Consider the following 22,961-nt stretch of genomic DNA (forward strand, 5'->3'; position numbering starts at 1 on the left):
CGCACCCCGACGCTGCCGTCGCTCAGTGGCGGTCCGGTTCGCGGTGGGTGTCGAGCCACTCGATGATCAGCCGCATCCGCTCGATGCGGCGGTCGGGGCGGCCGGACGCGCTGTAGCCGTGGGACTCGCCGGGCAGCCGCACGAAGACCACGTCCCGCCCCAACCGCCGCAGGGCGGTGAACAGTTGCTCGGACTGTTCGATCGGGCAGCGCTCGTCCCGCTCGCCGTGCACCAGCAGCAGCGGGGTGGTGATCCGCGCCGCGTGGTGCAGCGGGGACCGGTCCAGGAGTTCGCGGGCGCCGGCGTCGAAGAGGTCCAGGCCGCCGAACTCGTAGCGGTTGACGGTGAAGCCGTTGTCGGAGGTGCCGTACTTGGACAGCAGGTTGGTCACCGAGCGCTCCGAGACGGCCGCCCGGAACCGGTCGGTCCGGGTGAGCGTCCAGTTGATCAGGTAGCCGCCGTAACTGCCGCCGGCCAGGTAGAGCTGCCCGGGGTCGGCGAGCCCGCAGTGCACCGCCCAGTCGGCGAAGGCCAGCAGGTCGCGGTGGTCGGCCCGGCCCCACTCACCGACGCTGAGCGCCCGGAACGCGGCACCACGGCCGGCACTTCCCCTGATGTTGGGCACCAGCACGTGGTAGCCGGCGGCCACCTGTGTCTGCGTCTCCAGGTCGAAGCTGTTGCCGGACGCGAGATGGGGACCGCCGTGCACCCGTACGAGGACCCGGCCCTCCCCCGTCGCGGAGCGGTACAGCAGACCGTGCAGCGGCAGACCGTCGAAGGCCGCGACGGTGACCGGCTCCGGGGCGACCGGGCGGACCGAGGCGACCCAGGCGGTGTTGAGAGCGGAAAGGCGCGCGCCGTCGAGATACAGCTCGATCGGGTGTGCCGCCGACTCCTGGCAGAGCGCGACCGAGCCGGCGACCGCGTCGAAGTCGGTCACGGAAAGGCCCGGCGGGCTGATGCGCGCCGGTTCGCCGCTGGGCGGGGCGGAGAACAGGGCGACCTCCTCGCCGACGGTCGCCACGAACAGCACCTCCTCGCCCGCGGTGGCCAGCAGCCGCGGCGCGCTGCGCGGCCGGCAGTCCGACAGCACGGCGCGCTCGCATTCCAGGTCAGCGTCGGGGAACGCGAGGTGCGGCTCGGCCACCCCGGGGCCCGCCACCAGCCATACCCGCGGGGGTGTCACGCTCTGCCCGGCCGCGTTGCTGGCCACGGCGAACACCGCGCCCTTGGTGTCCACGGCCAGTGCGCGCACCGGCGACGCGCAGCGCCACAGCGTCTGCTGCGGCCCGCCGTCCAGCGGGAGCCGGCGCACCTCGCACCCCGGCTCGGGCAGGTCGCTGTGGCGCGGTGAGGCCGCGTAGTAGACGTCCCGCCCGTCGGTGGCCGGGCACCGCAGGCGCTCCGAGGAGGCGAGCAGCAGCGACGCGGTGCCGTCCGGGCCGGCGAGCCACAGTTCGCCGGTGGGCTCCAGGGGTCCGCCCCCGCCGTCGGACTTGTAGCCCAGCCAGTCGATGACCACGGGAGCGCCCTCGGCGTGCGGGGCGGGCCGCTCGGCGACCACCAGCAGCCGGTCGGCGTCGAGCCACAGGATCTCGGTCACCCGGGCATCGATGCCGTCCACGGGCAAGGGCGTTCCGGTCCCGTCCGCCTCCATCAGCCAGGCGCGGCGCGGGCCGTCCCGGTCGCTGACGAAGGCGAGGTGGCGGCCGTCCGGGGAGAACGCCGGCAGGACGTCCGACCAGGGGCCGGCGTCGGTGAGCGTGGTGGGCGGGCGCCCGGTGGCGAAGGTCCACAGCCGGCTCCGGTAGCGGAGCGTCGCGGGGTCCACGGTCTGCACGGACGCCACGACCCGTCCGCCGTCCGGATGGATGGCGGGCGAGCCGGCCAGGTGGAGCGAGGTGAGGTCCTGCGGGGCCGCGGCGCTCATCGTGCCGCCTGCTCGAAGGCTCCGCGGGCTGCGGCGACCAGCTCGGGCCGGGTGAACAACGCGGTGAGCAGGGTGGCGAGCAGGGCGGCACCGTCGAGGACCGCGAAATCGCCGCCGCCTTCGGCCGCGGCTTGCGCGAACTCCCGGGTGTGGAGGGCGGCGCCGGGCGCGGCACAGATGTAGGGGTGCAGGGCCGGGACGATCCGGCTGACGTTGCCCATGTCCGTCGAACCGGCCGGGCCCGCCCAGCCCGTGGCCGGGTCGATCGGGCGGCCGAGGGCGGTGAACGTCTTGGCGGCCATGTCGGCGAGCACCGGGTTGGCCAGCACGGGGTCGTAGGCCGGTGCCGGTTCGGTCAGTTCGGCGGTGGTGCCGGTGGCGAGCGCGGCGCCCTGCACGCAGTCCCGCAGCGCCTCGTAGAGCCGCCCGCGCAGGTAGCCGTGGTCGGCCGAGCGGGCGAACAGTTCGACGCGGGTCCGCTCCGGGATGATGTTGATGGACTGGCCGCCGTCGGCGACTTTGGCGTGGACGCGCGCGTCGGTGCTGAGCTGTTGCCGCAGCAGACCGATCGCGACCAGCAGCAGTGTGGCCGCGTCCAGGGCGTTGCGGCCCAGCTCCGGCGCGGCTGCGGCGTGCGAGGCGCGGCCGTGGAAGACCGCTTCGAGGGACAGCCGCCCGAGGTTGGTGCGGCTGACGGCGTCGAATCCGGCCGGGTGCGTCATCACCGCGGCGTCGATGGTGTCGAGAGCACCGGCCTCGATCAGCCCGACCTTGCCGCCGCCGCCCTCCTCGCCCGGACTGCCGAGGACCACCAGGCGCCCGGCGAGGCCGCGTTCGGCCATCAGGTCCGCGGTGGCGAGGGCCGCGCCGAGGCCGGCGGCGGCGATGATGTTGTGCCCGCAGCCGTGGCCCAGGCCGGGCAGCGCGTCGTACTCGCAGAACACGGCGAGTGCCGGTCCGCCGTCGCCGAAGACGCGGGTGGCGCGGAAGGCGGTCGGCATCCCGCCGACGCCGGTCTCGACGGCGAAGCCCTCGCGTTGCAGGGCGGCCGTCAGCAGATCGGCGGCGGTGTGCTCGGCGAACCGCAACTCGGGGCGGGCATGGATGTCGTGGCTGAGCTTCAGCAGCCCGGCACTGTGCGGTTCGACGCGGGCGCGTGCCGCCGCGGCGAGCGAGGCGATCCACTGCTCGTCCACCGGGCCGCTGCCGCTGTGCCCGCCTTGATCCGTGCCGCCGCTGCCGCTCACGCCCTCGTTCCCCTTGTCAGTGCCGTTGTCCTTGCCGTGGTCCGTGCCGTTCTCCTCTTCGCTCACGCGGCCACGTCCGCGGTCTCGGCGTAGTGGCAGGCCGCCGTCCTTCCGTTGCCGACCGGCCGCAGGGCCGGCTCCTCGGTGCGGCAGCGGTCGTCGGCGAGCGGGCAGCGCGTGGAGAACACGCAGCCGGCCGGGCGGTCGAGGGGGCTCGGCAGGTCGCCCATAGCGACCGCCGCTTCGGCCCTGCGGAGGCGGCTGCCGAGGTGCGGCCGGGGCACGGCGGCCAGCAGCAGTTGGGTGTAGGGGTGCCGGGGATCGGTGAACAGCGTCTCGGTGGGGCCCTGTTCGACGATCTTCCCCAGGTACATCACGGCCGTCTCGTGGGCGAGGTAGCGGACCAGTGCCAGGTCGTGGCTGATGAAGAGGTAGGCCAGGCCCAGTTCCCGCTGGAGGCGGCGCAGGAGGTTCACGACCTGGGCCTGCACGGAGACGTCCAGGGCGGAGACGGCCTCGTCGCAGACGACGAATTTGGGGTCGAGCGCGATGGCACGGGCGATGGCGACGCGCTGGCGCTGGCCGCCGGACAGTTCGTGCGGGTAGCGCTCGGCGTAGTCCGGCGAGAGGTTGACCAGGTCGAGCAGGTCGTGGACCGAGCGGGCCTTCGCCGGGTCGATGCCGTGCACCCGGGCGGGCTCGGAGAGGATCTGGCGGATCCGCATCCGCCCGTTGAGCGAGTCGTATGGGTCCTGGAAGATGGGCTGGATGTCCCGGCGGCTGCGCCGCAGTTCCGCCGCGGAGAGCCGGTTGAGGTCGCGGCCCTGGAGGGTGACGGTGCCCTCGCTGGGGCGTTCCAGGGCCAGCAGCAGCCGTCCGGTGGTGGACTTGCCGCAGCCGGACTCGCCGACGACGGCGACGATCTGCCCGGCGGCGACGGCGATGTCCACCGCGTCGACGGCGGTCAGTATCCGCTTGCCGGTCCGGGTGCGGACGGGGTAGCGCTTGGTGAGCCCGCGTGCCTCGACCAGGGGCGTGGTCGTCATCGGGTGGCCTCCTCAACGGTGCGCGAGGATCCCTCGCCGTGTTCCGGGTACCAGCAGGCGACCGCGGACTCGCCGCCGGCGACGGGGCCCAGCGGCGGCCGTTCGCGGCAGCGGTCCTGGCTCTTGGGGCAGCGGTCGCGGAACGGGCAGCCCGCGTCGCGCTCCCCGAGTGGCGGGACCCGCCCGGGAATGGTGGGCAGTTCGCCGGCCTGCGGCACGTCGGGGTCCGGCACCGAGGCCAGCAGTGCGGCGGTGTAGGGGTGGTGCGGCCGCTCCAGCACCTCGGCGATCGGGCCGCTCTCCACCACCGTGCCCGCGTACATCACCACCACCTGGTCGGCGATCTCGGCGACCACCCCCATGTCGTGGGTGATGAACAGCACCGCCGCGTCGCGGGTGGACTCCCGCAGCAGCGCCAGCACTTGGGCCTGGACGGTGACGTCGAGGGCGGTGGTCGGTTCGTCGGCGATCACCAGGTCGGGTGAGCCGGCCAGCGCGATGGCGATCATCACCCGCTGCCGCATGCCGCCGGAGAGCTGGTGGGGATGGCTGCGGGCCCGGTTCGCCGCGTCCGGCACGCCGACCGCGGCCAGCAGTTCCACCGACCGCTTGCGCCGCGCGCGGCGGTCGTGGGTGCCGTGGATCGCCATGACCTCCTCGATCTGCGCGCCCACGGTCATCAGCGGGTTGAGCGCGGTCGAGGCGTCCTGGAAGACCATGCTGACGAGGTTGCCGCGGATCCTGCGCAGCTGGCGCTCGGTGCGGCCCAGGAGCTGCACGCCGCCGAGTTCGGCGGAGCCGCTGACGGCGGCTTCGCGGGGTTGCAGGCCGGCCAGGGCGAGGGCGCTGAGCGTCTTGCCGCAGCCGGACTCGCCGACGAGGGCGACCGTCTCCCCCCGCCGCGCCCGCAGCGTGAGCCCGGTGACGGCGTCCTTTCCGGGGCCGAAGGAGACCCGCAGGTCGCGTACGTCGAGCAGCATGTCGTTCATTGCGGCCAGCCGATCGTGTCCAGGGGCACCTCGGTCACCGGGACGCCGGTGCCCAGGGCCAGGTGGTGCGCGGCGAGTTCGCCGACGGTCCCGATCCACACGTCGCCGCAGGCCCGCGCGGTGTGGATCAGGTCGGCGAGCCGGCGTATCCGGGCCGGGCGGCCGGACAGCCAGGGGTGCATGGTCAGGTTGACCAGGGTGCCGGCGGCCCGCGCGCCCTCCAGCTCGGCGCTCCACGCGGCGTGCAGCGCGTCGGCCCCGGCGGGCGGGCGGCTCTCGGCGCCGGTGTACCGGTAGTAGACGGCGTCGTCGGTCGCCCAGTCGACGGGCACCTCCACGAGGTCGCCGATCCGGTACGGCCGGTCGTCGCCCATCAGCGAACTGTCGTACACCACACCGAGATCGGCGAGGACCTCGAAGGCGGCCGGTGCCATCCGGAAGCTCGGCGAGCGGTAGCCGGCGGGGCGGCGGCCGGCGATCTCGCCCAGCAGGTCGGAGGCGCGGGTGAGGCTGTCGCGCAGCTCGGCGGCGGTGAGCGCGGCGGGCGGCTCGTGGCGCCAGCCGTGCAGCGCCAGTTCATGGCCGGCGTCGTGCACGTCCTGCACCGCGGAGCGGTAGGTGTGCGCGATCCAGCCCGGCACGAAGAAGGTCGCGCGGATCCCCGCGGCGTCGAGGGTGTCCAGGACGTGCTGGACGCCGCGCCGGGGACCGTAGCGGCGCTGCTCCAACTCGGCGACGTCCTGCGGTGGTTCGTCGCGCTGCCGCCACAGTTGCGGGGACTCGCCGTCGAAGTCGAAGGTGACGCAGAGGGCGGCTCGCCGGCCCTGCGGCCAGGGGTAGGGACTGCTCACCTGCGCACTCCGTTCGTTCCTGCGGGGATGTCGTCCGCGCGGGGCGGGGTGTAGTCGCCGGCCGTGCGGCCGCCGTCGACGGCCAGCGTGGTCCCGGTGACGAAGGACGCCTCGTCCGACGCCAGCCACAGCACGGCCGCCGCCGCGTCGCGCGGCCCCGACGTGCGTCCGAGGGGGATGCGGGCCCGCATGCCCGCGATGTGGTCGCCGGACAGGGGGTTGACCTCGCTGCCGGGTGCGAAGCCGGGCTGGACGGAGTTGACGCGGATGCCGTAGCGGGCGACCTCCAGGGCCATGCCGCGGGTCAGGGACTCCACGGCCGCCTTGCTGGCGGCGTAGACCGAGCCGCCGGCGCCGGGCCGGACGGCCGCGCCCGAACTGATGTTGACGATGCGGCCGGCGACCCCGGCGGAGACCATCGAGGCGATGGCCTGGCGGGACAGTTCGAACAGCGCGGTGACGTTGACGTCGAGGATCCGCCGCACCTGCTCGGGGCCGGTCTCGGCGATCGGCGTCCGGGAGTAGAGGCCGGCGTTGTTGACCAGGACGTCCGGGGAGGTCCAGGTGTCGGCGAGGGCGGCCCCCGCCGCCCGCAGGCCGTCCGGATCGGCCAGGTCGGCGACCACGTGCCGGGCCCCCAGCCGGTCGGCGAGCGCCGCCAGCGGGCCGGGGCGCGCGTCGGTGAGCAGCAGGTCGGCGCCGGCCGCGGCGAACGCCTCGGCGATCCAGGTGCCGAACACCCCGGCGGCGCCGGTCACCACCACCCGCGTGCCCTCGTGCTCTCCACGGTAGTCAAGCATGATCGGCCTCCAGGGCGGTCGTGATGGGTTCGGCCGCCGGCTCCCCGAGGCCGGGCCTGCGGCGGCGGACCCGGCGCGGCACCCGGCGGCGCGGGTCGAGCCGGTCGCGGACCGCGTCGCCCAGCAGGTTCACCGTCAGCACCAGTCCGAACAGGGCCAGGCCCGGGAAGGTCGCCAGCCACCACGCGGAGGCGACGTACTGCTGGCCGTCGGAGAGCATCGAGCCCCACGAGGCGGTCGGGGGCTGCACGCCCAGGCCGATGAAGGACAGCGACGCCTCGAAGACCACCATCAGGCCGAGTTCGAGGGTGCCGACGACGACCGCGAGCGGTGCCACCTCCGGCAGGATGTGCCGCAGCACGATCCACCGGCCGGGCGCGCCGACGGCCACCGCCCCCCGGACGAACCCGCGTTCGCGGGTCTCCAGCACGTTGGCGTAGGCGATCCGGGTGTAGCGCGGCCAGCGCACCAGGGACAGGCAGATCACCACGTTGACCAGGCTCGGCCCGAGGACGGCCACCACCAGGATGGCCAGCAGGAAGAACGGCACCGACAGCGCGATGTCGGCGAGCCGCATGATGACCGCCGCGAGCCAGCCGCGCCGCCAGCCCGCGACGACGCCGAGCGTGACCCCGAACGCCCCGGAGACCAGGACGGTCGCCGCCGCGACGGCGAGGGAGACCCGCGAGCCGTAGATGATCCGGCTGAGCACGTCGCGGCCCAGCCCGTCCGTGCCGAGCAGGTGGAAGTGGCCGTGGGTGGTGGCGAACGGGCCGCTGAGCCGGGCGGCCAGGTCCGCGTGGTTGGGGTCGAAGGGGGCGATCAGCGGGGCGCAGAGCGCCACCAGCACGTAGAGGGCGATGACGATCGCCGGAACGAGTGTGCGGTGGTTCCTCACGGGCCGGCCGCCTTCCCTGTCGTCGTGACGCGGGGATCCAGGACCGCGTAGGCGATGTCGGTGACGAAGTTGACCGCGATGTAGACCACCGCCGCGAGGAGCACGATCGCCTGGATCAGCGGGAAGTCCCTTCCGTCGACGGACTGCACGGTGAGCTGGCCGATGCCCGGCCAGGCGAAGATCAGCTCGGTGACGACCGAGCCGCCCAGCAGGTTGGCGACCTCCAGGGCCAGCACGGTCAGGATCGGGATGGAGATGTTCCGGGCCAGGTGGCGGGTCACCAGCCGCGCGGTGCCCGCCCCCTTGGAGCGGGCCGTCCTGATGTAGTCGCGGTCGAGTTGCTCCAGGACGGCGCCGCGGGTCATCCGGGCGATCGTCGCGGCCGACAGCGAGGCGAGCGTCACGGCCGGCAGGATCAGCGAGTCGAAGCCGTTGAAGCCGGTCGAGGGCAGCAGGTTGAACGTCACCGAGAAGACCAGGATGAGCAGGATGCCGGTCCAGAAGGCCGGCATCGCCTGCCCGACCAGCACCAGCGGCGTGAGCACCCGCTCCGGCCAGCGACCCCGGTTCAGCGCCATGACCATGCCCGCGCCGACCCCGAGCACCGCGGAGAGCACCAGCGCGGCCAGCGCCAGGTTGACGGTGTACGGGATCCGCTGGGTGATCAGGGTGAGGGCCGGCTCGTGCTGCACGTAGGAGTAGCCGAGGTCGCCGTGCAGCAGGTTGCCGAGGTAGTCCAGGTACTGGCGCCAGACCGGGGCGTCGAGCCCCAACTGGTGGCGCAGCGCGGCGATGTCCGCCTGGCTGGCGCCCTGGGGGGCGAGGAGCTGTGCCGGATCGCCGGACAGCCGCAGTGCGAAGAAGACCGCGGTGGTGACCCCGAAGAGGGCGATGAGCGCTTGGCCCAACCGGATTCCGAGGTATCTGCACACCGCGGCCGCGGCGCCGGCCCTCACGAGGCGAGCTTCATGTCCGCGACGAAGAAGCTCTGCTGGGCGTCGGGGGTCCATTCGAGCTTCGCGCTGGCGCCGTAGATCGCGTCGATCTGGAACAGTCCGATGCCGGGCAGGTCCTTGTTGAGGATCCCGTACGCCTGCGCGTAGAGCTGGGTGCGGGTCGCCGGGGCGATGGTCTGCCGGGCCTTGTCGACCAGGGCGTCGAACTGCGGGTTGCTGTAGGAGCTCCAGATCGTCCCGGTGTGGAAGAGCGGGTAGGCCACGCCGTCGGCGTCCAGGCACGAGCAGGACCACTGGCCGAAGCGGATGGACCCCCAGTCGTGCGTGGGGCTCTGCACCTTCTTGAGGTAGGTCGCCTGGTCGGTGTTCTGGATCGAGACCTTCAGCCCGATGTCCTGGATGTCGGCCTGGATCGCCTGGACGATCTGCGGGTCGTACGTCGGGGAGGTGGCCATCACGATGGTCTTGCCCTTGGCGCCGGCCTGCTGGATCAGGCTCTTGGCCTTGGCCTGGTCGTAGGTGTAGCCCGGCAGGCCGGTCGGGTAGCCCTCGGCGAGCGGCGTCAGGACGCTGTTGACGGGCTTGGCGTATCCCTGCTCGAGGTTGGTGATGAGGGACTTGTAGTCGATCGCCATGCTGATCGCCTGGCGGACCTTCGGGTCATTGGTCGCCCCGCCCTTGATGGTGTTGAAGGCGAGGTAGCTGACCCGCTCGGTGGGCGCGGAGAGCACCTTGAGGCCGGAGGAGCCGGTGAGCTGGGTGGCGCTGTCGGGGGTCATGGAGTCGGCGATGTCGGCCTTGCCGGACTTCAGGTCGGCGACCCGGCTGGCGCCGGAGGGCACCGCGCGGAAGGTGACCTGCTTGATCTGCGGCTTCGGGCCCCACCAGGAGTCGTTGCGCTTGAGCACGACCTGCGAGCCGGGTATGGAGGAGACGAAGGTGTAGGGGCCGGAGCCGATCGGGTGCAGGTTGAACGCGGCGTTGCCGACCTTCTGCACGTCCGCCTTGGGGACGACGGACAGCGTGGTGAGGTAGCTGAGCAGCGTCGGCGAGGGGTACTTGGTGGTGATCGTCAGCGTGTTCCCCGACCCGGTGGCCGAGGCGACGGCGGAGAAGTTGGCGTTCTGCTGGCTTGCGAACTTCGGGTCGAGGATGCGCTGGATGCTGAAGGCGGCGTCGGCGGCCGTCAGCGGCGTGCCGTCGCTGAACTTCACGCCGCTGCGCAGCGTGAAGACCCAGGTCTTCGGGTCCTTCTGGGTCCAGGAGGTGGCCAGCCCCGGCACGATCTTGTTGGTCTTCGGGTCGCGGCGCAGGAGCTGGTCGAAGATGTTGCGGTAGACCGAGTAGGAGTCGGTGTCGTACTGCAGGCCCGGGTCCAGGCTCGCCGGGTAGCTGGCCAGGTCCGCGGTGAGCGACGTCCCGGCGGACCCGGCCTTCGGCGCGGTGCCGCCGCTCGGGGGCGTGGAGCAGGCCGCGAGCGCCGCCGCGGCAGTGGCGATCAGCGCGGCCATTCTCAGGTTTCTGGAGGTTCGCATACGGGTTCGTCTCCTTGACGTCCCCCCAAGGGCTTCGGCGTCCTCGCGCGAAGCACACGGGTGGAGGTGATCAGCCGACCGATATCGGCGGGATGCGGGAATCCGTGCTGAGGGTCGGAACGTCGACGTTGACGGTCTCGGGGTACTTCAGGCCCATACCGGTGTTGAGCACCACGGCCCGGTCGTCGGGCCGCAGCCAGCCCGACTCCCGCAGCCGCTTGGCCGCGGCCATGCAGGCCGCGCCTTCCGGGCAGATGAACGTTCCTTCGCGCAGCGCGAGCTGCCGTTGCTCCTCGAGCAGTTCGGCGTCGCTGACGGCGATCGCCGTACCCTCGGTGGCGCGTACCGCTTCCAGGACGAGGAAGTCGCCGAGGGCCTTGGGAACGGTGATGCCGAAGGCGACCGTGCGGGCGTTTGCGAAGGGTTCGCTGACCTCCGCGCCGGACTCGAAGGCCTGCACGATCGGCGCGCAGCCCTCCGCCTGAACGGCCACGAGCCGCGGCAAGTCGCCCTGGATCCATCCGAGTTCGCGCATCTCCAGCAGCGCCTTGTAGATGCCGATCAGGCCCACCCCGCCACCGGCCGGGTAGAGGATGACGTCCGGCAGGCTCCAGCCGAGCTGCTCGGCGATCTCGTAGCCCATCGTCTTCTTGCCCTCCAGCCGGTAGGGCTCCTTGAGGGTGGAGACCTCCTGGTAGCCGTCCCGGGCAGCGACCGCGGCGTTCACCAGCTTTCCCGCGTCGCCGATCAGGCCGTCCACGAGGTAGAGCTCGGCTCCGGCGGCGACGCACTCGGCGCGGGTGATCGCGGGCGCGTCGACCGGCATGGCGATCAGGCTCCGCATGCCCGCCCGTGCCGCGTAGGCGGCCCAGGCGGCCCCGGCGTTGCCGTTGGTGGGCATCGCCACGCCCTTGACGCCGAGTTCGGCGGCGCGGGAGACGCCCACCGCGGCGCCCCTGGCCTTGAAGGTGCCGGTGGGAATCAGCCCCTCGTCCTTCATCAGCAGGTGCGGGACCCCGATCGCCGCGCCGTAGGAGGGCAGCGGTATCAGCGGGGTCATGCCCTCGCCGAGGGAGACGATGTTGGCCTCGTCGCGCACGGGGAGGACCTCGCGGTAGCGCCACAGCGTGCGCGGCCGGGCCGCGATGTCGGCCGGCGTGACCGTGGCGGCGACCCGTTCGAGGTCGTAGCGGGCCAGGAGGGGCATCCCCGCGGCACTCACACCCTGGACCACGTCGGCGTCGTAGCGCGTGCCGGTCTGGGAGCAGACGAGGTGGCTCAGGGCTGAGTTCAGCATGGGTCTCCTTGGGGCGCGTGACCGGAACCGGCCGGCGGATTTGAATTTTGGATCCAAATTCGCCGGGCCGTCAAGACTCGAATTGGCAACGGTGACCGGTCCCGGCCGCGGCATCCGGGGGCCGGCGAGGGCCCTCGCCTGATGCTCTCGGGTCTCAACTCGGGCTGTCCTCGCGGCACTTGAAGTCCGCCGACGCGGCGCGACGAGGGGTGGAGCCGGACCACCGGATCCGTACGGCGTACCGACAGGTGAGACGCGGGCTGGTCGCATCGACCGGTGGCGCACGGGCGGTTCCGGCCATGTGCGACCTCGACCCGGACCGGCAGGCGCGCGTCCCTCAGCAGTCGGCGTCCTGCCCTGGCGGATCAGCTCGGGCGTCGGGCGCGGCCGACCGCCGGTCGGCGGACTGCCCTCATAGCGACGTCACTTGGGCATCTCGGCAACGCCCCGAGGGGCACTGCCGGGCGTTCCGATCCCGGCGGGGGCAGGAGCTTCTTCTCAGTGCTCGGCGGAGCGCCGCTTCGGCACGCGGGCGCCGGCGGGGTCGGCGGGGGCGCTGCTGTCCTCGAACGCCTCGGCGGCGTGGCGGACGTGCTCGCGTGACAGCCGCTCGGCGTCCGCCGGGCGCCCCTCGGCTATGGCCGCCATGATGGCGGCGTGCTCCCCGAGCGCGTGGCGGATGCGGCCGGGCACCTGCGACGAGGAGCCCGAGCCGAACCGCAGCTGCCCGCCCAGGTTGTCCATGAACTGCAGGAGGCGCACATTGTCGGCGACGTGCCAGATGGCCCGGTGGAACTCGATGTCCACGTCGCTGTACCCGGCGCCGTCCTCCTCTTCGAGCAGCCGGCGCTGCTCGTCGTACAGCGGCTGCAGCGTGCCCTGGACGAACGTCTCCACGCCGGGGAGGGCGGCTGCCTTGCGGGCGGCGATGCCGTCGAGCGCTTCGCGCAGCTCGTAGATCTCCCGCATGTCCCGGACGGCGACTTCGGGGACGAAGTAGCCGCGGTGGGCGAAGGTGGTGAGGAAGCCGTCCCGTTCGAGGCCCGCGAGCGCGGCCTTGATGGGCGTCGGCGAGAGCCGGAGCCGCTCGCTGAGCATCCGGACGACCACCTTCGTGCCCGGGGTCAGGTCGCCCTCCACGATCATCCGGCGGATCTCCCGGTACGCCTGCTCCTTGTAGGTCCGCCGTTCGATCGTCACACGGGGCATGATGACATTTCGGCACCGCCGATGCCACCGCCGCCTTTCCGAGGGGCACGGGGCCCGTTCCGTCCCGCGGAGTCCGCATCGTCCACCGCCGGATCCGGCCGTGGCGAGCCCTCGGCCCCATGTGCCGGTCACGCGCGGTCAGAGCGCGGCGAGCCGGACGCCCGCGTAGGCCACCCCCGCCACCAGTACCCAGGCCGTGAGTCCGAGGAGGAGTGAGCGCCGTCCGGTGCGGACCAGGGCGGGCAGGTGGATCCCGGTGCCCAGGCCGAAGAGCGCCGCCACGAGCAGGACGGACTGGACCGTGTGGGCGTCCGCGAGCAGCCCGTCCGGAAGCACTCCGGTGCTGGTCAGGGCCACCGCGGCGAGGAACCCCGCCACGAACAGAGGGACCGGCGGCGGCCGGTGGCCGGCGCCGGGGTCCGCGGCGGAGGCCCGTCGCGAGGCAAGGCCCATGGCGGCCACCAGGGGCGCCAGCAGCACGACCCGGGTGAGCTTCACCACAACCGCGGAGGTGAGCGCGCCCGGCACGCGCTGCGCAGTGGCGACCGTCTGCCCGACGTCGTGCACGCTGGCGCCGACCCATGAGCCGAAGTCCGGGACGTCGAGCCCGAGCGGACCCCGCAGCAGCGGCAGGAACACGATCGCGAGGCTGCCGCAGAGCGTGACCAGCGCCACGGCCACGCCGGTGTCCTCCTCGTCGCCCCCGGCCACCGGTTCCATCGCCGCCACCGCGGAGGCCCCGCAGATGGCGAAGCCCGTGGCGATCAGCAGGCTCCGCGGCCCGGGAACACCGAGGCGCCGCCCGAGGTACCGGGTCCCGGCGAAGGTGACCGCGACGGTCGTGACCACCACCAGCAGCCCGCGCAGGCCCAGGTGGACCAGTTGCGGCAAGGAGAGCTGGAGCCCGAGCAGCACGACCGCGATCCGCAGCAGACGCTTGCCGGCGAGCGCCGTGCCGGGGCGCAGGACGGGATGGTGCAGGCGCGCGTTGCTCAGCAGCGCGCCGAGAGCCACGGCGACGGTCGAGGCGTTCAGCGCGGGCAGCGCGTGTGACACCGCGTAGGCGCACGCGGTGCCGACGGCCACCACCGCCAGGCCGGGAGCTGCCGCCGGCGCCGCCGCGGGCAGGTGGTACGAAACGGAAGTCCTCACCCGGCCACCGTGCGGCACCCGCCCGACCAGGGGTAGCCTGGCAATCGTTGTCGGAGTGACAACCGTTCCTTGTCACTGGAGGCCGCCGGATGCTCAGTTCCCGGGTCCCCGAACTTGCCTCGCTGCAGATGCTCTCCGTGGTCGCGCGAACGGGCAGCCTGCGGCTGGCCGCCGCCGAACTCGGCGCCACCCAGCAGAACCTGTCGCAGCGGGTGCGCACGATGGAGGCGCAGGTCGGCGTCCCCCTGCTCGCCCGAGGCCCGCGCGGGTCACAACTCACCGCGAGCGGGCGGCTGATCGTCCAGTGGGCGTCGCGGGTGCTCGACGCCGCCGCCGAACTCGACGCCGGCATCACCTCGCTGCGGACCGACCGGGCGGGGCGGATCAGGGTGGCCGCGAGCCTGACCGTCGCCGAGCACCTCCTGCCCCGCTGGATGGTGATGCTGCGCGACCAGCAGCACCGGGCCGGACAGCCGTCCACCAGCGTGGAGTTGGAAGCCGCCAACAGCAGGACCGTCTGCGCGCGGATCGCCGAGGGCGCGGCGGACCTCGGCTTCGTCGAGGGACCGCGAGCCCCGCGCAACCTGCGCTCGCGTACCGTCGGCCGGGACGAGTTGCTGCTCGTCGTGCCGGGCACCCACCCGTGGGCCCGCCGCCGGCGGCCGATCGGTGCGGCGGAACTCGCCGCGACCCCCCTGGTCTGCCGGGAGCGCGGCTCCGGCACCCGGCAGGCGCTGACCGCCGCCCTGGCCGCCGCGCTCCCCGGCGTGCCCCAGGCCGAACCGGCGCTGGAACTGACCGGCACCGCCGCGGTGAAGGCGGCCATCATCGCCGGCGCCGGGCCGGGCGCGCTCTCCTCGCTGGCGGTCGCGGACGACATCGCGCTCGGCCGCCTGCGCCCGCTCGCGGTCACGGGCGTCGATCTGGTCCGCAGCCTGCGGGCCGTCTGGGGCGGCGGCCCCCAACCGCCGGCCGGCCCGGTCAGAGACCTGGTCGCCCTCGCGTCCCGCGGCGGAGGGTGACCCGAGCGGTCGGGCTTTTCTCCTAGCTCCGGTGGGTACGGTGCCGTGGGGGCGCCCAGGTGCTGTGGCGATCCCGGTCCGCAGACGGGACGGCGTGCGGTCCGCCCACGTTCCCGTCGATGCCGACCGACGGCCGCTGAACGGGGAGTTGCGCCGGCCCTTGGCGAGCCCGTGGCCGGGGCGTGGGCCGGTCGGAACTCGTCACACGCTCATGAGCCGGTCTCCTTGAGGCGTTCCGTGACGAGCCTCGGGCCACCGGACCTGTCGGCGCCGATGAATCCCGGCCCATGCGGAAGTCTGTCCGTCGACAGCAATCTCCTGGAAGGCGGCCCCATGACGACCCTGCACGACCTGCTCGCAGCCCACGTCGGTGCCGGGACGCTGCCGGGAGCGGTGGGCCTCGTGGCCCGGGGCGACCGAGTGGAGGTGACGGCCGTCGGCGCGCAGGACGCGGACGACGGCACCCCGATGGCGAGGGACTCCGTCTTCCGGGTCGCCTCCCTCACCAAGTCCGTCACCGCAGCCGCGCTGCTGATCCTCGTGGAGGAGGGCAGAATCGCGCTGGACAGCCCGATCGGGACGTGGCTGCCGGAGCTGGCGAAGCCGGTGGTCGTACGCACGCCGGCGAGCCCGGTGGACGACGTGGTGGAGGCCGACCGGCCCATCACCGTGTTCGACGTGCTGGCCTCCCAGGCCGGGTACGGGTTCCCCTCCGACTTCACCCTGCCGGCGGTGCAGGAGCTGTTCACGGTGCAAAAGGACGGCCGGGTGCCGAGCAACTTCCCTCCGGCCGACGAGTGGATGGCGGCGCTCGGCCGCATCCCGCTGCTGCACCAGCCGGGCGCTGCCTGGCTGTACGACACGTGCTCCGTCCTGCAGGGGGTACTGATCTCGCGGGTCACCGGGCAGCCGCTGCCGGAGTTCCTGAGGGAGCGGATCTTCGGGCCGCTGGGCATGGTGGACACCGGTTTCGAGGTGCCGGCCGCCAAGCGGGGCCGGTTCACCAGCTTCTACCGGCCCGGCGACGACGGCCTGGAACTGGCCGACGGCCCGGACGGCGAGTGGAGCAGCCTGCCCGCGCTCCCGCTCGGCAACGGCGGACTCGCCTCGACCGCCGACGACTGGCTGGCCTTCTCCCGGATGCTGCTGGCCGGCGGGGTGGCGGCCGACGGCCACCGGGTGCTGTCGGCCGGCTCCGTGCGCATGATGACCACCGACCATACGGATCCGGCACAGCGCGACATTGGCCGGCTGTTCCTGGAGGGCCAGGGCTGGGGCTTCGGCGGCTCGGTCGACATCGACTCCACCAACCCGTGGAATGTGCCCGGTCGTTACGGCTGGGTCGGCGGCACGGGCACAGCGGCGCACATCGTCCCGGCCACGGGAGCGGTCACCATCCTGCTGACTCAGGTGGCAGCGACAAGTCCGGTGCCGGCACCGGTGATCAGGCAGTTCTGGCAGTACACGGCGGCCGCCTGACCCCCGCATCTGCCCGTAGCCCCACGATGGTCACAGCACCGTACCCCAGTTGGGCGGTGCTCGCCCAGAACGGCTGAGCCGACTGCCTCGCGGCCCCTCGGAGCCACCGGATGCCGCGGTCGAACCTCCGCCGTCCTTCGTCAGTCCGCGCAGTGCTCCGGCTACTGAAGCTCAACGACTGCACCGTAGCGGGTGAGCAGCCGAACGATGTCCTCGAAATAGGAGAGCCCCTCAGCGGGGTCCGAGACGACGTCGGCCAGCGCTTGGCGCGCCACGTCCGCATCGTGCCAGATCAGGGTGAAGGGCGGCAACACGCCGAAACCACCGCTCAGGCAGTCCTTGAACGCGTTCCACTCCCGGCCGAAGTAGCCCCCGGGCCCCACAAGGGCCTCTGCCATCGCGCAGTGAAGGCCGGGCACGTCGGTGACGAACGTACCGTCGAGATGGTGGACGCCGCCGGAGCGGTCCGGGCGCTGGCCGCTCATATGGTTGGCCGTCAACTCGAGCCACTCGGATCTGCCCTGCGCCGAGTACGGAGCCCACGTGTTGCGGGCCCTCGGAACTCCCCGATACCAGGTCTCCCAGATCGGCCGGGCCGACAGCGAAGGCCGATCGTCGCCGCCGTCGGCGAGCGTGATGTCGATGAGGGCGCCTCCGAGCACAGAGGGCCGTGTCTTCTCGATCCGAAGGGGAAAGTTGTGGCGGTACATCACCTCGCCGTGGCGATCCAGCGCCCACAGTTGCACCCAGTCCCGGTCCCACCTGCCGGGTCGGCGCAGGACGGAGAGCAAGGATTCTGCGGCTTCGCACCCGATGAGGTGCAGGGGAGGCGAGGGCGGGACCCGGCGCGAGACGAACAGTCCGTCCACTCCGGCGCAGTGTCCGGCCGGACTGGCAGCCATAGTGGATGCTGTGAACAGTCTGAACTGCGGCGACACCGGCAGAGTGTGATCCCAGGCGTGCACTTCCTCGACGCCGGCACCCACCACGACATCCACCAACGCCGGGTCGGTCCGATGTGGTTGGTGGGCGAGGACGACCGCGTCCACGAGGGTCCACCACTGCAGTGGCTGCTGCTCGTCCCATACCTCGACGCACACATCGCCCAGCAGCCCGGTCGACTCCGCGGACGGCGACAGGGCATCGAGCAGAGAACCTGCGGGAGTGCATCCCCGCAGCGTCAATACCTCGCGCTTCGGCGGCACCTTGTCCACGAACATGCCCTCGACGCCCGCGCACCGCCCCCAGTACTTCTCCTCGCCCTCCTCGTCCTCACGGACCAGCAGGTACGTGACCGGGAAACCCCGATCCCAGGCAGCATGCTCCGCGATCCGCACACATCCCCCGAACCCTCGACCGATCCCTCGCCCACGATACGGCGCCGCCCAGGAGACCACCGTCGCGCGAGACCGTGTGCTCAGCAGGTCGGTTGCTGTCGCTCTTCGCTGAGAGACGACTGAGAGCGCCGGAGCCGGGAGTTGTGACAGCCGCGGCCTCTCCGTGAGCCCGTGACCGGGACGTGGGCCGCTCAAACGGTCACCTGGTGCGGCGCGGCTTCCCGTCCAGCAGCACCGTCTTGCTCTCCAGGAACGGGCGGAGCCCCTCGACGCCTCCCTCGCGGCCGATCCCCGACTGCTTGAAGCCGCCGAAGGCGATCGTCGCGTCGGTGCGGACACCGTTGTGGCCCACCGTCCCCGACCGCAGTCGGCGTGCGACGGCGTAGGCGCGGTCGGTGTCGTGCGTGAACACCGCGGCGTTGAGCCCGTAAATGCTGTCGTTGGCCTTCGCGACGGCGTCGGCCTCGCCGTCCGCGGGGATCACGGCGAGCACCGGCCCGAAGATCTCCTCCTGGGCGATCGCCGAGCGGTTGTCGACATCCGCGAACACGGTGGGCTCGACGAAGAATCCGCGCTCCAAGTGCGCCGGACGGCCCCCGCCCGCCGCCAGCCGTGCTCCCTCCCGGCTCCCGCGGGCGATGCAGCCCTCGATCCTCTCCCTTTGCCGCGCGCTGATCACCGGGCCCATCTGCGACTCGGCGTCGAACGGGTCGCCGACCCTGAGCCCGCCGAAGGAGGAGGCCAGCGCCTCGACGAAGGCGTCGTGCCGTGAGCGGTCCACGATCAGCCGGGTGGTGGCGTAGCAGACCTGGCCGCTGAGCACCCTGGCCGAATCCGCGAGGGTCCGGGCCGCCTCGGCGAGGTCGTAGTCGTCCAGGATCAGCGCCGCGGACTTGCCTCCGAGCTCCAGCGTCACACGGGCCAGGCGGTCGGCGCACACAGCGGCGATGCTGCGGCCGACGGCATTGGAGCCGGTGAAGGTCACTTTGTCGACGTGCCGGTCGCGCACGAGGGCCTCGGAGGCCGCGCGGCCGGCGGTCACGACGTTGAGCACACCGGCGGGCAGGCCGATCGCCTCGGCGGTCTCGGCGAAGACGTAGCCGATACTGGGCGCCTCAGGGGGCATCTTCAGGACGACGGTGCACCCCGCCAGCAGTGCCGGGGCGGTCTTGTACGCGCCGATCAGGCCGGGGCCGTTCCACGGGACGACGGCCGCGACCACTCCGACCGGCTCCTGCACCAGCAGGCCGACGCCCCCGCCGCCGGTCGGGCCGGGCACGTGCTCCTCGACGAAGGGGAAGCTGTCCGCCATGTCGGCGTAGGCCCTGAAGACCGAGCCGAGCAGCGAGGCCGAGCCGCGGGCGAAGGTCTTCAGGACGCCCGATTCGCGCGGGGTGGCCTGGGCCAGGTCATCGACCCGCCGGTCCAGTTCTGCGGCGAACTCCCGCAGGTGGCCGGCGCGTTCGGCAGGTGTCAGGCGCGGCCAGGGGCCTTCGTCGAAGGCGGCGCGCGCGGCGGCGACAGCGGCGGCCATGTCGGCCTGCGTCGCCTCCGCGACCCGGAATCCGATCTCCTCGGTGGCCGGGGTGACGACGTCGATCATGGCGCCGGTCGCGGGTGCGACCCACCGGCCGCCGATGAAGAGGCGGTCCGGGTGGCGGATGGGGGTGGTGAAAGTGACGGACATGGGTATCGAGTCCTCCGGTCCGGGTCTCGACCGGGTCCGGCAGGTGCCGGCCCTGGTCGGCGGGAGGCGTTGCGGTCCCGCTCGTCCTTCACGCTAGGCGGCGACCGCTGGACGATCGAGCACCATACGTCCGCAAAACTTGCACTATCGTCCACGGTATGGATCCGTTGTCCGCCGCACTGGACGTCTTCGAACTCACCCTGACCTCGTCCACGCGGCTCGAGACGGCCGGCCCCTGGGCGCTGGAGTTCGACCGGCACGACCACCTCAAGGTCGGGGCGGTGCTGACGGGCACCTGCTGGATCAGGGCCGACGACGACACGCCCGTACGCCTGGCCGCGGGCGACTGCTGGCTGCTGGCCGGCGGCCCCCGCTTCACCGTGTCCTCCGATCCGGACCTTCCCGCGGTGCCCCAGGCCGACGTCCTTCCCGGGCCCTGGGCCAGTACGGTCAGCTACGCGCCCGCCGGCGATCCGCCGGACCGCGCCGACGGCCGGGCGGTCGTCGTCAGCAGCAGCCTGTCCGTCAGCGGCGACGCGGACGAGCTGCTGCTCGCGGCCCTGCCACCCCTGACCCGGATCTCCGCGCGCGATCCCGGCGCCGGCGCATTCGGCCCGCTCCTCGAACTGCTCAACGAGGAGTCGGCGCAGGAGCGGCCGGGCGGCAGCGCGGTGCGTCGCCACCTCGTCCACGTCCTCTTCCTGCACGCGCTGCGCATCGCGTACGCCGGCGCCGGGGACGGCCCCGGCACCGGCTGGCCGGCCGCTCTCGCCGACCCGATGATCGGGCGGGCCCTGCACGCGCTGCACGGCGACCCTGCCCGCAGGTGGACGGTTGGCGAACTGGCCCGGGAGGCCCGGATGTCGCGCAGCTCGTTCGCCGAGAGGTTCCACCGCACGGTCGGACTGCCTCCGGCGGAGTACACCGCCCGCTGGCGCCTGCACGTCGTCGCCCACCAACTGCGCACGACTGACCGGCGCGTGAACGAGATCGCCTCCGCCCTCGGCTTCAGCTCACCGTCGTCGCTGAACGCCGCTTTCCGCGGCTACCTGGGCTGCTCCCCGGTCGACTACCGGCGGCGCCACCGGTGAGGCGCCCTCCCCCGCCCGCAGCCCTGGGCCCGGCGGCGTCGGGTCCCGGGGGGGTCCGTCAGGGAGGGCCGTCCGCCTGCCCGTGGGTCCGCCGTGTGGCCCTGGAGCAGATCCACCATCTGCCGCAGGCGCGCCGGAGCGTCACACGACCAGCCGTGACTACGCTCGGGAAATATTTGTAAGCGGTATGTAGTCGCTTTTCTGGGAGGAAGGCCATGGCCGAGCACAGGCCGCGCCGAAGGGGCTATCCGGAGGGTCTGGGTGGCGAGATGGCCGCCGAGTTCCTCGGCACGTTCTTCCTGATCCTGCTGGGCTGCGGATCGGTGGCCGTGGCGGTCGTCGGGCTGCCGGGGTCGGGGCGCCAGGTCGTCCCCTTCGGTGCGGACAACTGGCTGATCGTCTCCTGGGGTTGGGGGCTGGCCGTGATGTTCGCTGCCTACATCGCCGGCGGTATCAGCGGCGCGCACCTCAACCCCGCGGTCACCCTCGCGTTCGCCGTGCGGCGCCGGCTCCCGTGGCGGAAGGTCCTGCCCTACTGGGCCGCCCAACTGGTGGGGGCATTCGTCGCGGCGGCGCTGGTCTACGCCACCTACCGGTGGGCGATCGACGCCTTCGAGGCCAAGGCGGGCACGGAGCGCCGGCAGTCCCTGCCCACCTACTCGATCTTCGCGACGTTCCCGTCGGAGTTCTTCGGCCACTCCTGGTGGGGACCACTGCTGGACCAGATCGTGGGCACGGCGGTGCTGCTCCTGGCGATCTGCGCGCTCATCGACACCGGCAACCTGGCACCGGGCTCCAATCTCGGCCCGTTCCTGATCGGGCTGGTGGTCTTCGCGATCGGCCTGAGCTACGGCACGAACGCCGGCTACGCCATCAACCCCGCCCGCGACTTCGGCCCCCGGCTGTTCACCTTCTTCGAGGGCTGGGGCCCGCTCGCGCTGCCGGGAAGCTTCAAATGGTTCAGCAATTACTGGTGGATCCCGATCATCGGCCCGTTCATCGGCGGGATCGCCGGCTCCCAGGTCTACGACAAGCTGATCGCTCCTGTGGTGCGGGCGCGCAGCGGCGCGGCCGAGGAAGGGCACGTCCCAGGCGGCGACCCGCGCGGCGGTGGCGGACAAGCCCAGCAGCCAGGCACCTGACCGGCGGACCCGGGTGCTCAGTCCCGGGGGCGGGAACAGGCGCCGTCGGTGAACGGGTCGAGGTCGCCCGGCCGGGAAACGCCAGAACTCTGCCCTGGCCCTGCCGACCCACGCGGGCCGCCGTCAGCTTCGGCGGGAGCGGCCTGCTGCCACACGTGGTGGACGGCACGACCCCTCGACTGCGCATGCGGCTCAAATCGGTCGGTACTAGCCTAAATGGGGTACATCTGAATCCAGCACTCATGCGAGGCCTCCTGCCTCGTGCGGGACCGCTGGCCCCGCCGCACCAAGGGAGGCCGAGCGGAAAGGCGCACGAGATGCCGTTCTCTCAGCCGACCCAGGGCTTCCGGCTCTACTACGAACGCTCGGGCCAGGGCACGCCCGTCGTCCTCGTGCACGGCAACCCCGGGGACCACAAGGAGTATTCGCGAGTCGTGCCCCTCCTCGGGGACGACGTCGAGGTGGTGACCCCGGACCTGCGCGGCTACGGCAAATCCGACAAGCACCTGGGCGATGTGGGCAACGCCTACTCGCTCACCGGCCAGGTCGACGGGGTGATCGCGCTCATCGACGAACTGGGCATCCGTGACGCGGTGCTCTGCGGGTACGACGTCGGCAGCTTCACCGTCCAGACCATCGCGGCCAAGCGCCCCGACCTGGCGCACTCGCTGGTCATCGCACCCCCGACCATGGGCGTCGGGCGCCGGATCCTGGAGGAGAAGGCCGTCAACGCCTTCCTGCACGCGATCCTCTACAAGACCCGCCTGGTCGAGGACCTCATCGACGGGAAGCCGGACGCCGTCCGCGCCGCTCTGAGGGAGAACCTGGAGAGCTGGTCGCCACCCGGCTCACCCGCGCCCGAGGCCCTTTTGGACCACCTGACGGAGAACCACTCGGCGCCGGGGGCGTTCGTGGCCGGAGCGATGTGGTTCCGCTACCCCGAGGGCAACCCGATCACCTACTACGCCAACGAGACCAAGCCCGCGCCGGGCGACCGGTTCTCCAAGAACGTCACCATCCTCTGGCCGGACAGCGACGCGCTCTTCCCGCCGGAGTGGAGCGACACCCTCGGCGACTACTACAGCGACTACGACCTGCACATGATGGAGAACACCGGGCACTTCAGCCCGGTCGACTCCCCGCAGACGTGGGCGCAGCACATCCGCAAGCACGTCCAGGCCGCAGCCCGGCAACACGCCACAGCCTGACCGGGCGCCACACCACCGGTACCGGACACCGATCAGCTCCCGGGTTCGGACCCGGGTCCGAACCCGGGAGCTGATCGAATCCATC

Annotated in this window: 19 protein-coding genes; 5 read left to right on the top strand and 14 right to left on the bottom strand. The window is 72.4% G+C overall.

From position 1 onward, the window contains the following. Nucleotides 1-22 precede the first annotated feature (22 nt). The 12 genes from BLR33_RS29385 to BLR33_RS29435 all read right to left on the bottom strand — a co-directional run bounded on the left by BLR33_RS29385 (nt 23) and on the right by BLR33_RS29435 (nt 13,910). Nucleotides 23-1,930: a S9 family peptidase gene (locus BLR33_RS29385; protein ID WP_093787678.1), complete on the bottom strand. Its 1,908-nt coding sequence runs from the start codon at nt 1,928-1,930 to the stop codon at nt 23-25. Continuing rightward, on the bottom strand, nt 1,927-3,243 hold the full coding sequence (locus BLR33_RS29390; RefSeq protein WP_176930593.1) for a M20 family metallopeptidase: 1,317 nt from the start codon (nt 3,241-3,243) through the stop codon (nt 1,927-1,929). The genes BLR33_RS29385 and BLR33_RS29390 overlap by 4 nt, the downstream gene beginning before the upstream one ends. Next, nucleotides 3,240-4,223: an ABC transporter ATP-binding protein gene (locus BLR33_RS36455; RefSeq protein ID WP_107408935.1), complete on the bottom strand. Its 984-nt coding sequence runs from the start codon at nt 4,221-4,223 to the stop codon at nt 3,240-3,242. The genes BLR33_RS29390 and BLR33_RS36455 overlap by 4 nt, the downstream gene beginning before the upstream one ends. Continuing rightward, complete coding sequence (locus BLR33_RS36460) at nt 4,220-5,212, bottom strand: ABC transporter ATP-binding protein (protein WP_107408936.1); 993 nt, start codon at nt 5,210-5,212, stop codon at nt 4,220-4,222. The genes BLR33_RS36455 and BLR33_RS36460 overlap by 4 nt, the downstream gene beginning before the upstream one ends. Continuing rightward, nucleotides 5,209-6,063 carry a polysaccharide deacetylase family protein gene (locus BLR33_RS29400; RefSeq protein ID WP_176930595.1) on the bottom strand — a complete coding sequence of 285 codons (855 nt, stop codon included), beginning with the start codon at nt 6,061-6,063 and terminating at the stop codon, nt 5,209-5,211. The genes BLR33_RS36460 and BLR33_RS29400 overlap by 4 nt, the downstream gene beginning before the upstream one ends. After that, nucleotides 6,060-6,863 carry an SDR family NAD(P)-dependent oxidoreductase gene (locus BLR33_RS29405; RefSeq protein WP_093787681.1) on the bottom strand — a complete coding sequence of 268 codons (804 nt, stop codon included), beginning with the start codon at nt 6,861-6,863 and terminating at the stop codon, nt 6,060-6,062. Before BLR33_RS29405 ends, BLR33_RS29400 begins: the two co-directional genes overlap by 4 nt. Then, nucleotides 6,856-7,761, bottom strand: coding sequence for an ABC transporter permease (locus tag BLR33_RS29410; RefSeq protein WP_093787682.1), 906 nt, complete (start codon nt 7,759-7,761; stop codon nt 6,856-6,858). Before BLR33_RS29410 ends, BLR33_RS29405 begins: the two co-directional genes overlap by 8 nt. Beyond that, nucleotides 7,758-8,771, bottom strand: a complete 1,014-nt coding sequence (locus tag BLR33_RS29415) for an ABC transporter permease (RefSeq protein ID WP_176930597.1) — start codon at nt 8,769-8,771, stop codon at nt 7,758-7,760. Before BLR33_RS29415 ends, BLR33_RS29410 begins: the two co-directional genes overlap by 4 nt. Continuing rightward, the gene (locus BLR33_RS29420; protein WP_093787683.1) at nt 8,714-10,252 is read right to left on the bottom strand and encodes an ABC transporter substrate-binding protein; all 1,539 of its coding nucleotides are present in this window, start codon (nt 10,250-10,252) and stop codon (nt 8,714-8,716) included. The genes BLR33_RS29415 and BLR33_RS29420 overlap by 58 nt, the downstream gene beginning before the upstream one ends. A gap of 70 nt (nt 10,253-10,322) precedes the next feature. Continuing rightward, entirely contained in the window at nt 10,323-11,549 is a 1,227-nt protein-coding gene (locus BLR33_RS29425; RefSeq protein ID WP_093787684.1) for a threonine synthase, read from the bottom strand. Nucleotides 11,550-12,047: 498 nt separating this feature from the next. Continuing rightward, nucleotides 12,048-12,749, bottom strand: coding sequence for a GntR family transcriptional regulator (locus BLR33_RS29430; protein ID WP_176930599.1), 702 nt, complete (start codon nt 12,747-12,749; stop codon nt 12,048-12,050). A gap of 147 nt (nt 12,750-12,896) precedes the next feature. Beyond that, nucleotides 12,897-13,910, bottom strand: coding sequence for a YeiH family protein (locus BLR33_RS29435; protein WP_245771748.1), 1,014 nt, complete (start codon nt 13,908-13,910; stop codon nt 12,897-12,899). A gap of 89 nt (nt 13,911-13,999) precedes the next feature. On the opposite strand from BLR33_RS29435, the gene BLR33_RS29440 reads away from it, so the two are divergent. Both BLR33_RS29440 and BLR33_RS29445 read left to right on the top strand, forming a co-directional pair. Then, nucleotides 14,000-14,932 (top strand): LysR family transcriptional regulator, encoded by a 933-nt coding sequence (locus tag BLR33_RS29440; protein WP_093787686.1) that lies wholly within the window; start codon nt 14,000-14,002, stop codon nt 14,930-14,932. Nucleotides 14,933-15,265: 333 nt separating this feature from the next. Next, a complete protein-coding gene (locus BLR33_RS29445) occupies nt 15,266-16,411 on the top strand; it encodes a serine hydrolase domain-containing protein (protein WP_093787687.1) in 1,146 nt (381 codons plus the stop codon). 161 nt (nt 16,412-16,572) lie between these two features. Here BLR33_RS29445 and BLR33_RS29450 read toward each other — a convergent pair whose 3' ends face one another. Together BLR33_RS29450 and BLR33_RS29455 are read right to left on the bottom strand one after the other, a co-directional pair. Continuing rightward, the gene (locus tag BLR33_RS29450; protein WP_093787688.1) at nt 16,573-17,748 is read right to left on the bottom strand and encodes a barstar family protein; all 1,176 of its coding nucleotides are present in this window, start codon (nt 17,746-17,748) and stop codon (nt 16,573-16,575) included. A 199-nt stretch (nt 17,749-17,947) separates the two neighbouring features. Continuing rightward, nucleotides 17,948-19,435 carry an aldehyde dehydrogenase gene (locus tag BLR33_RS29455; RefSeq protein WP_093787689.1) on the bottom strand — a complete coding sequence of 496 codons (1,488 nt, stop codon included), beginning with the start codon at nt 19,433-19,435 and terminating at the stop codon, nt 17,948-17,950. 158 nt (nt 19,436-19,593) lie between these two features. Here BLR33_RS29455 and BLR33_RS29460 point away from each other — a divergent pair, with 158 nt between their 5' ends. The 3 genes from BLR33_RS29460 (at nt 19,594) to BLR33_RS29470 (ending at nt 22,876) form a co-directional block, all read left to right on the top strand. Beyond that, entirely contained in the window at nt 19,594-20,526 is a 933-nt protein-coding gene (locus BLR33_RS29460) for an AraC family transcriptional regulator (protein WP_093787690.1), read from the top strand. 215 nt (nt 20,527-20,741) lie between these two features. Then, a complete protein-coding gene (locus tag BLR33_RS29465; protein ID WP_093787691.1) occupies nt 20,742-21,668 on the top strand; it encodes an MIP/aquaporin family protein in 927 nt (308 codons plus the stop codon). 317 nt (nt 21,669-21,985) lie between these two features. Next, nucleotides 21,986-22,876 (top strand): alpha/beta fold hydrolase, encoded by an 891-nt coding sequence (locus tag BLR33_RS29470; protein ID WP_176930601.1) that lies wholly within the window; start codon nt 21,986-21,988, stop codon nt 22,874-22,876. Nucleotides 22,877-22,961 lie beyond the last annotated feature (85 nt).

It is taken from the genome of Actinacidiphila guanduensis (assembly GCF_900103985.1).
Classification (GTDB): Bacteria; Actinomycetota; Actinomycetes; order Streptomycetales; family Streptomycetaceae; genus Actinacidiphila; species Actinacidiphila guanduensis.

Coding starts and splice junctions, on each gene's coding strand:
- BLR33_RS29385 (WP_093787678.1), bottom strand. CDS start 1,930: ATGAGCGCCGCGGCCCCGCAGGACCTCACCTCGCTCCACCTGGCCGGC.
- BLR33_RS36455 (WP_107408935.1), bottom strand. CDS start 4,223: ATGACGACCACGCCCCTGGTCGAGGCACGCGGGCTCACCAAGCGCTAC.
- BLR33_RS36460 (WP_107408936.1), bottom strand. CDS start 5,212: ATGAACGACATGCTGCTCGACGTACGCGACCTGCGGGTCTCCTTCGGC.
- BLR33_RS29405 (WP_093787681.1), bottom strand. CDS start 6,863: ATGCTTGACTACCGTGGAGAGCACGAGGGCACGCGGGTGGTGGTGACC.
- BLR33_RS29415 (WP_176930597.1), bottom strand. CDS start 8,771: ATGGACCCCCGACGCCCAGCAGAGCTTCTTCGTCGCGGACATGAAGCT.
- BLR33_RS29420 (WP_093787683.1), bottom strand. CDS start 10,252: ATGCGAACCTCCAGAAACCTGAGAATGGCCGCGCTGATCGCCACTGCC.
- BLR33_RS29425 (WP_093787684.1), bottom strand. CDS start 11,549: ATGCTGAACTCAGCCCTGAGCCACCTCGTCTGCTCCCAGACCGGCACG.
- BLR33_RS29440 (WP_093787686.1), top strand. CDS start 14,000: ATGCTCAGTTCCCGGGTCCCCGAACTTGCCTCGCTGCAGATGCTCTCC.
- BLR33_RS29445 (WP_093787687.1), top strand. CDS start 15,266: ATGACGACCCTGCACGACCTGCTCGCAGCCCACGTCGGTGCCGGGACG.
- BLR33_RS29455 (WP_093787689.1), bottom strand. CDS start 19,435: ATGTCCGTCACTTTCACCACCCCCATCCGCCACCCGGACCGCCTCTTC.
- BLR33_RS29460 (WP_093787690.1), top strand. CDS start 19,594: ATGGATCCGTTGTCCGCCGCACTGGACGTCTTCGAACTCACCCTGACC.
- BLR33_RS29465 (WP_093787691.1), top strand. CDS start 20,742: ATGGCCGAGCACAGGCCGCGCCGAAGGGGCTATCCGGAGGGTCTGGGT.
- BLR33_RS29470 (WP_176930601.1), top strand. CDS start 21,986: ATGCCGTTCTCTCAGCCGACCCAGGGCTTCCGGCTCTACTACGAACGC.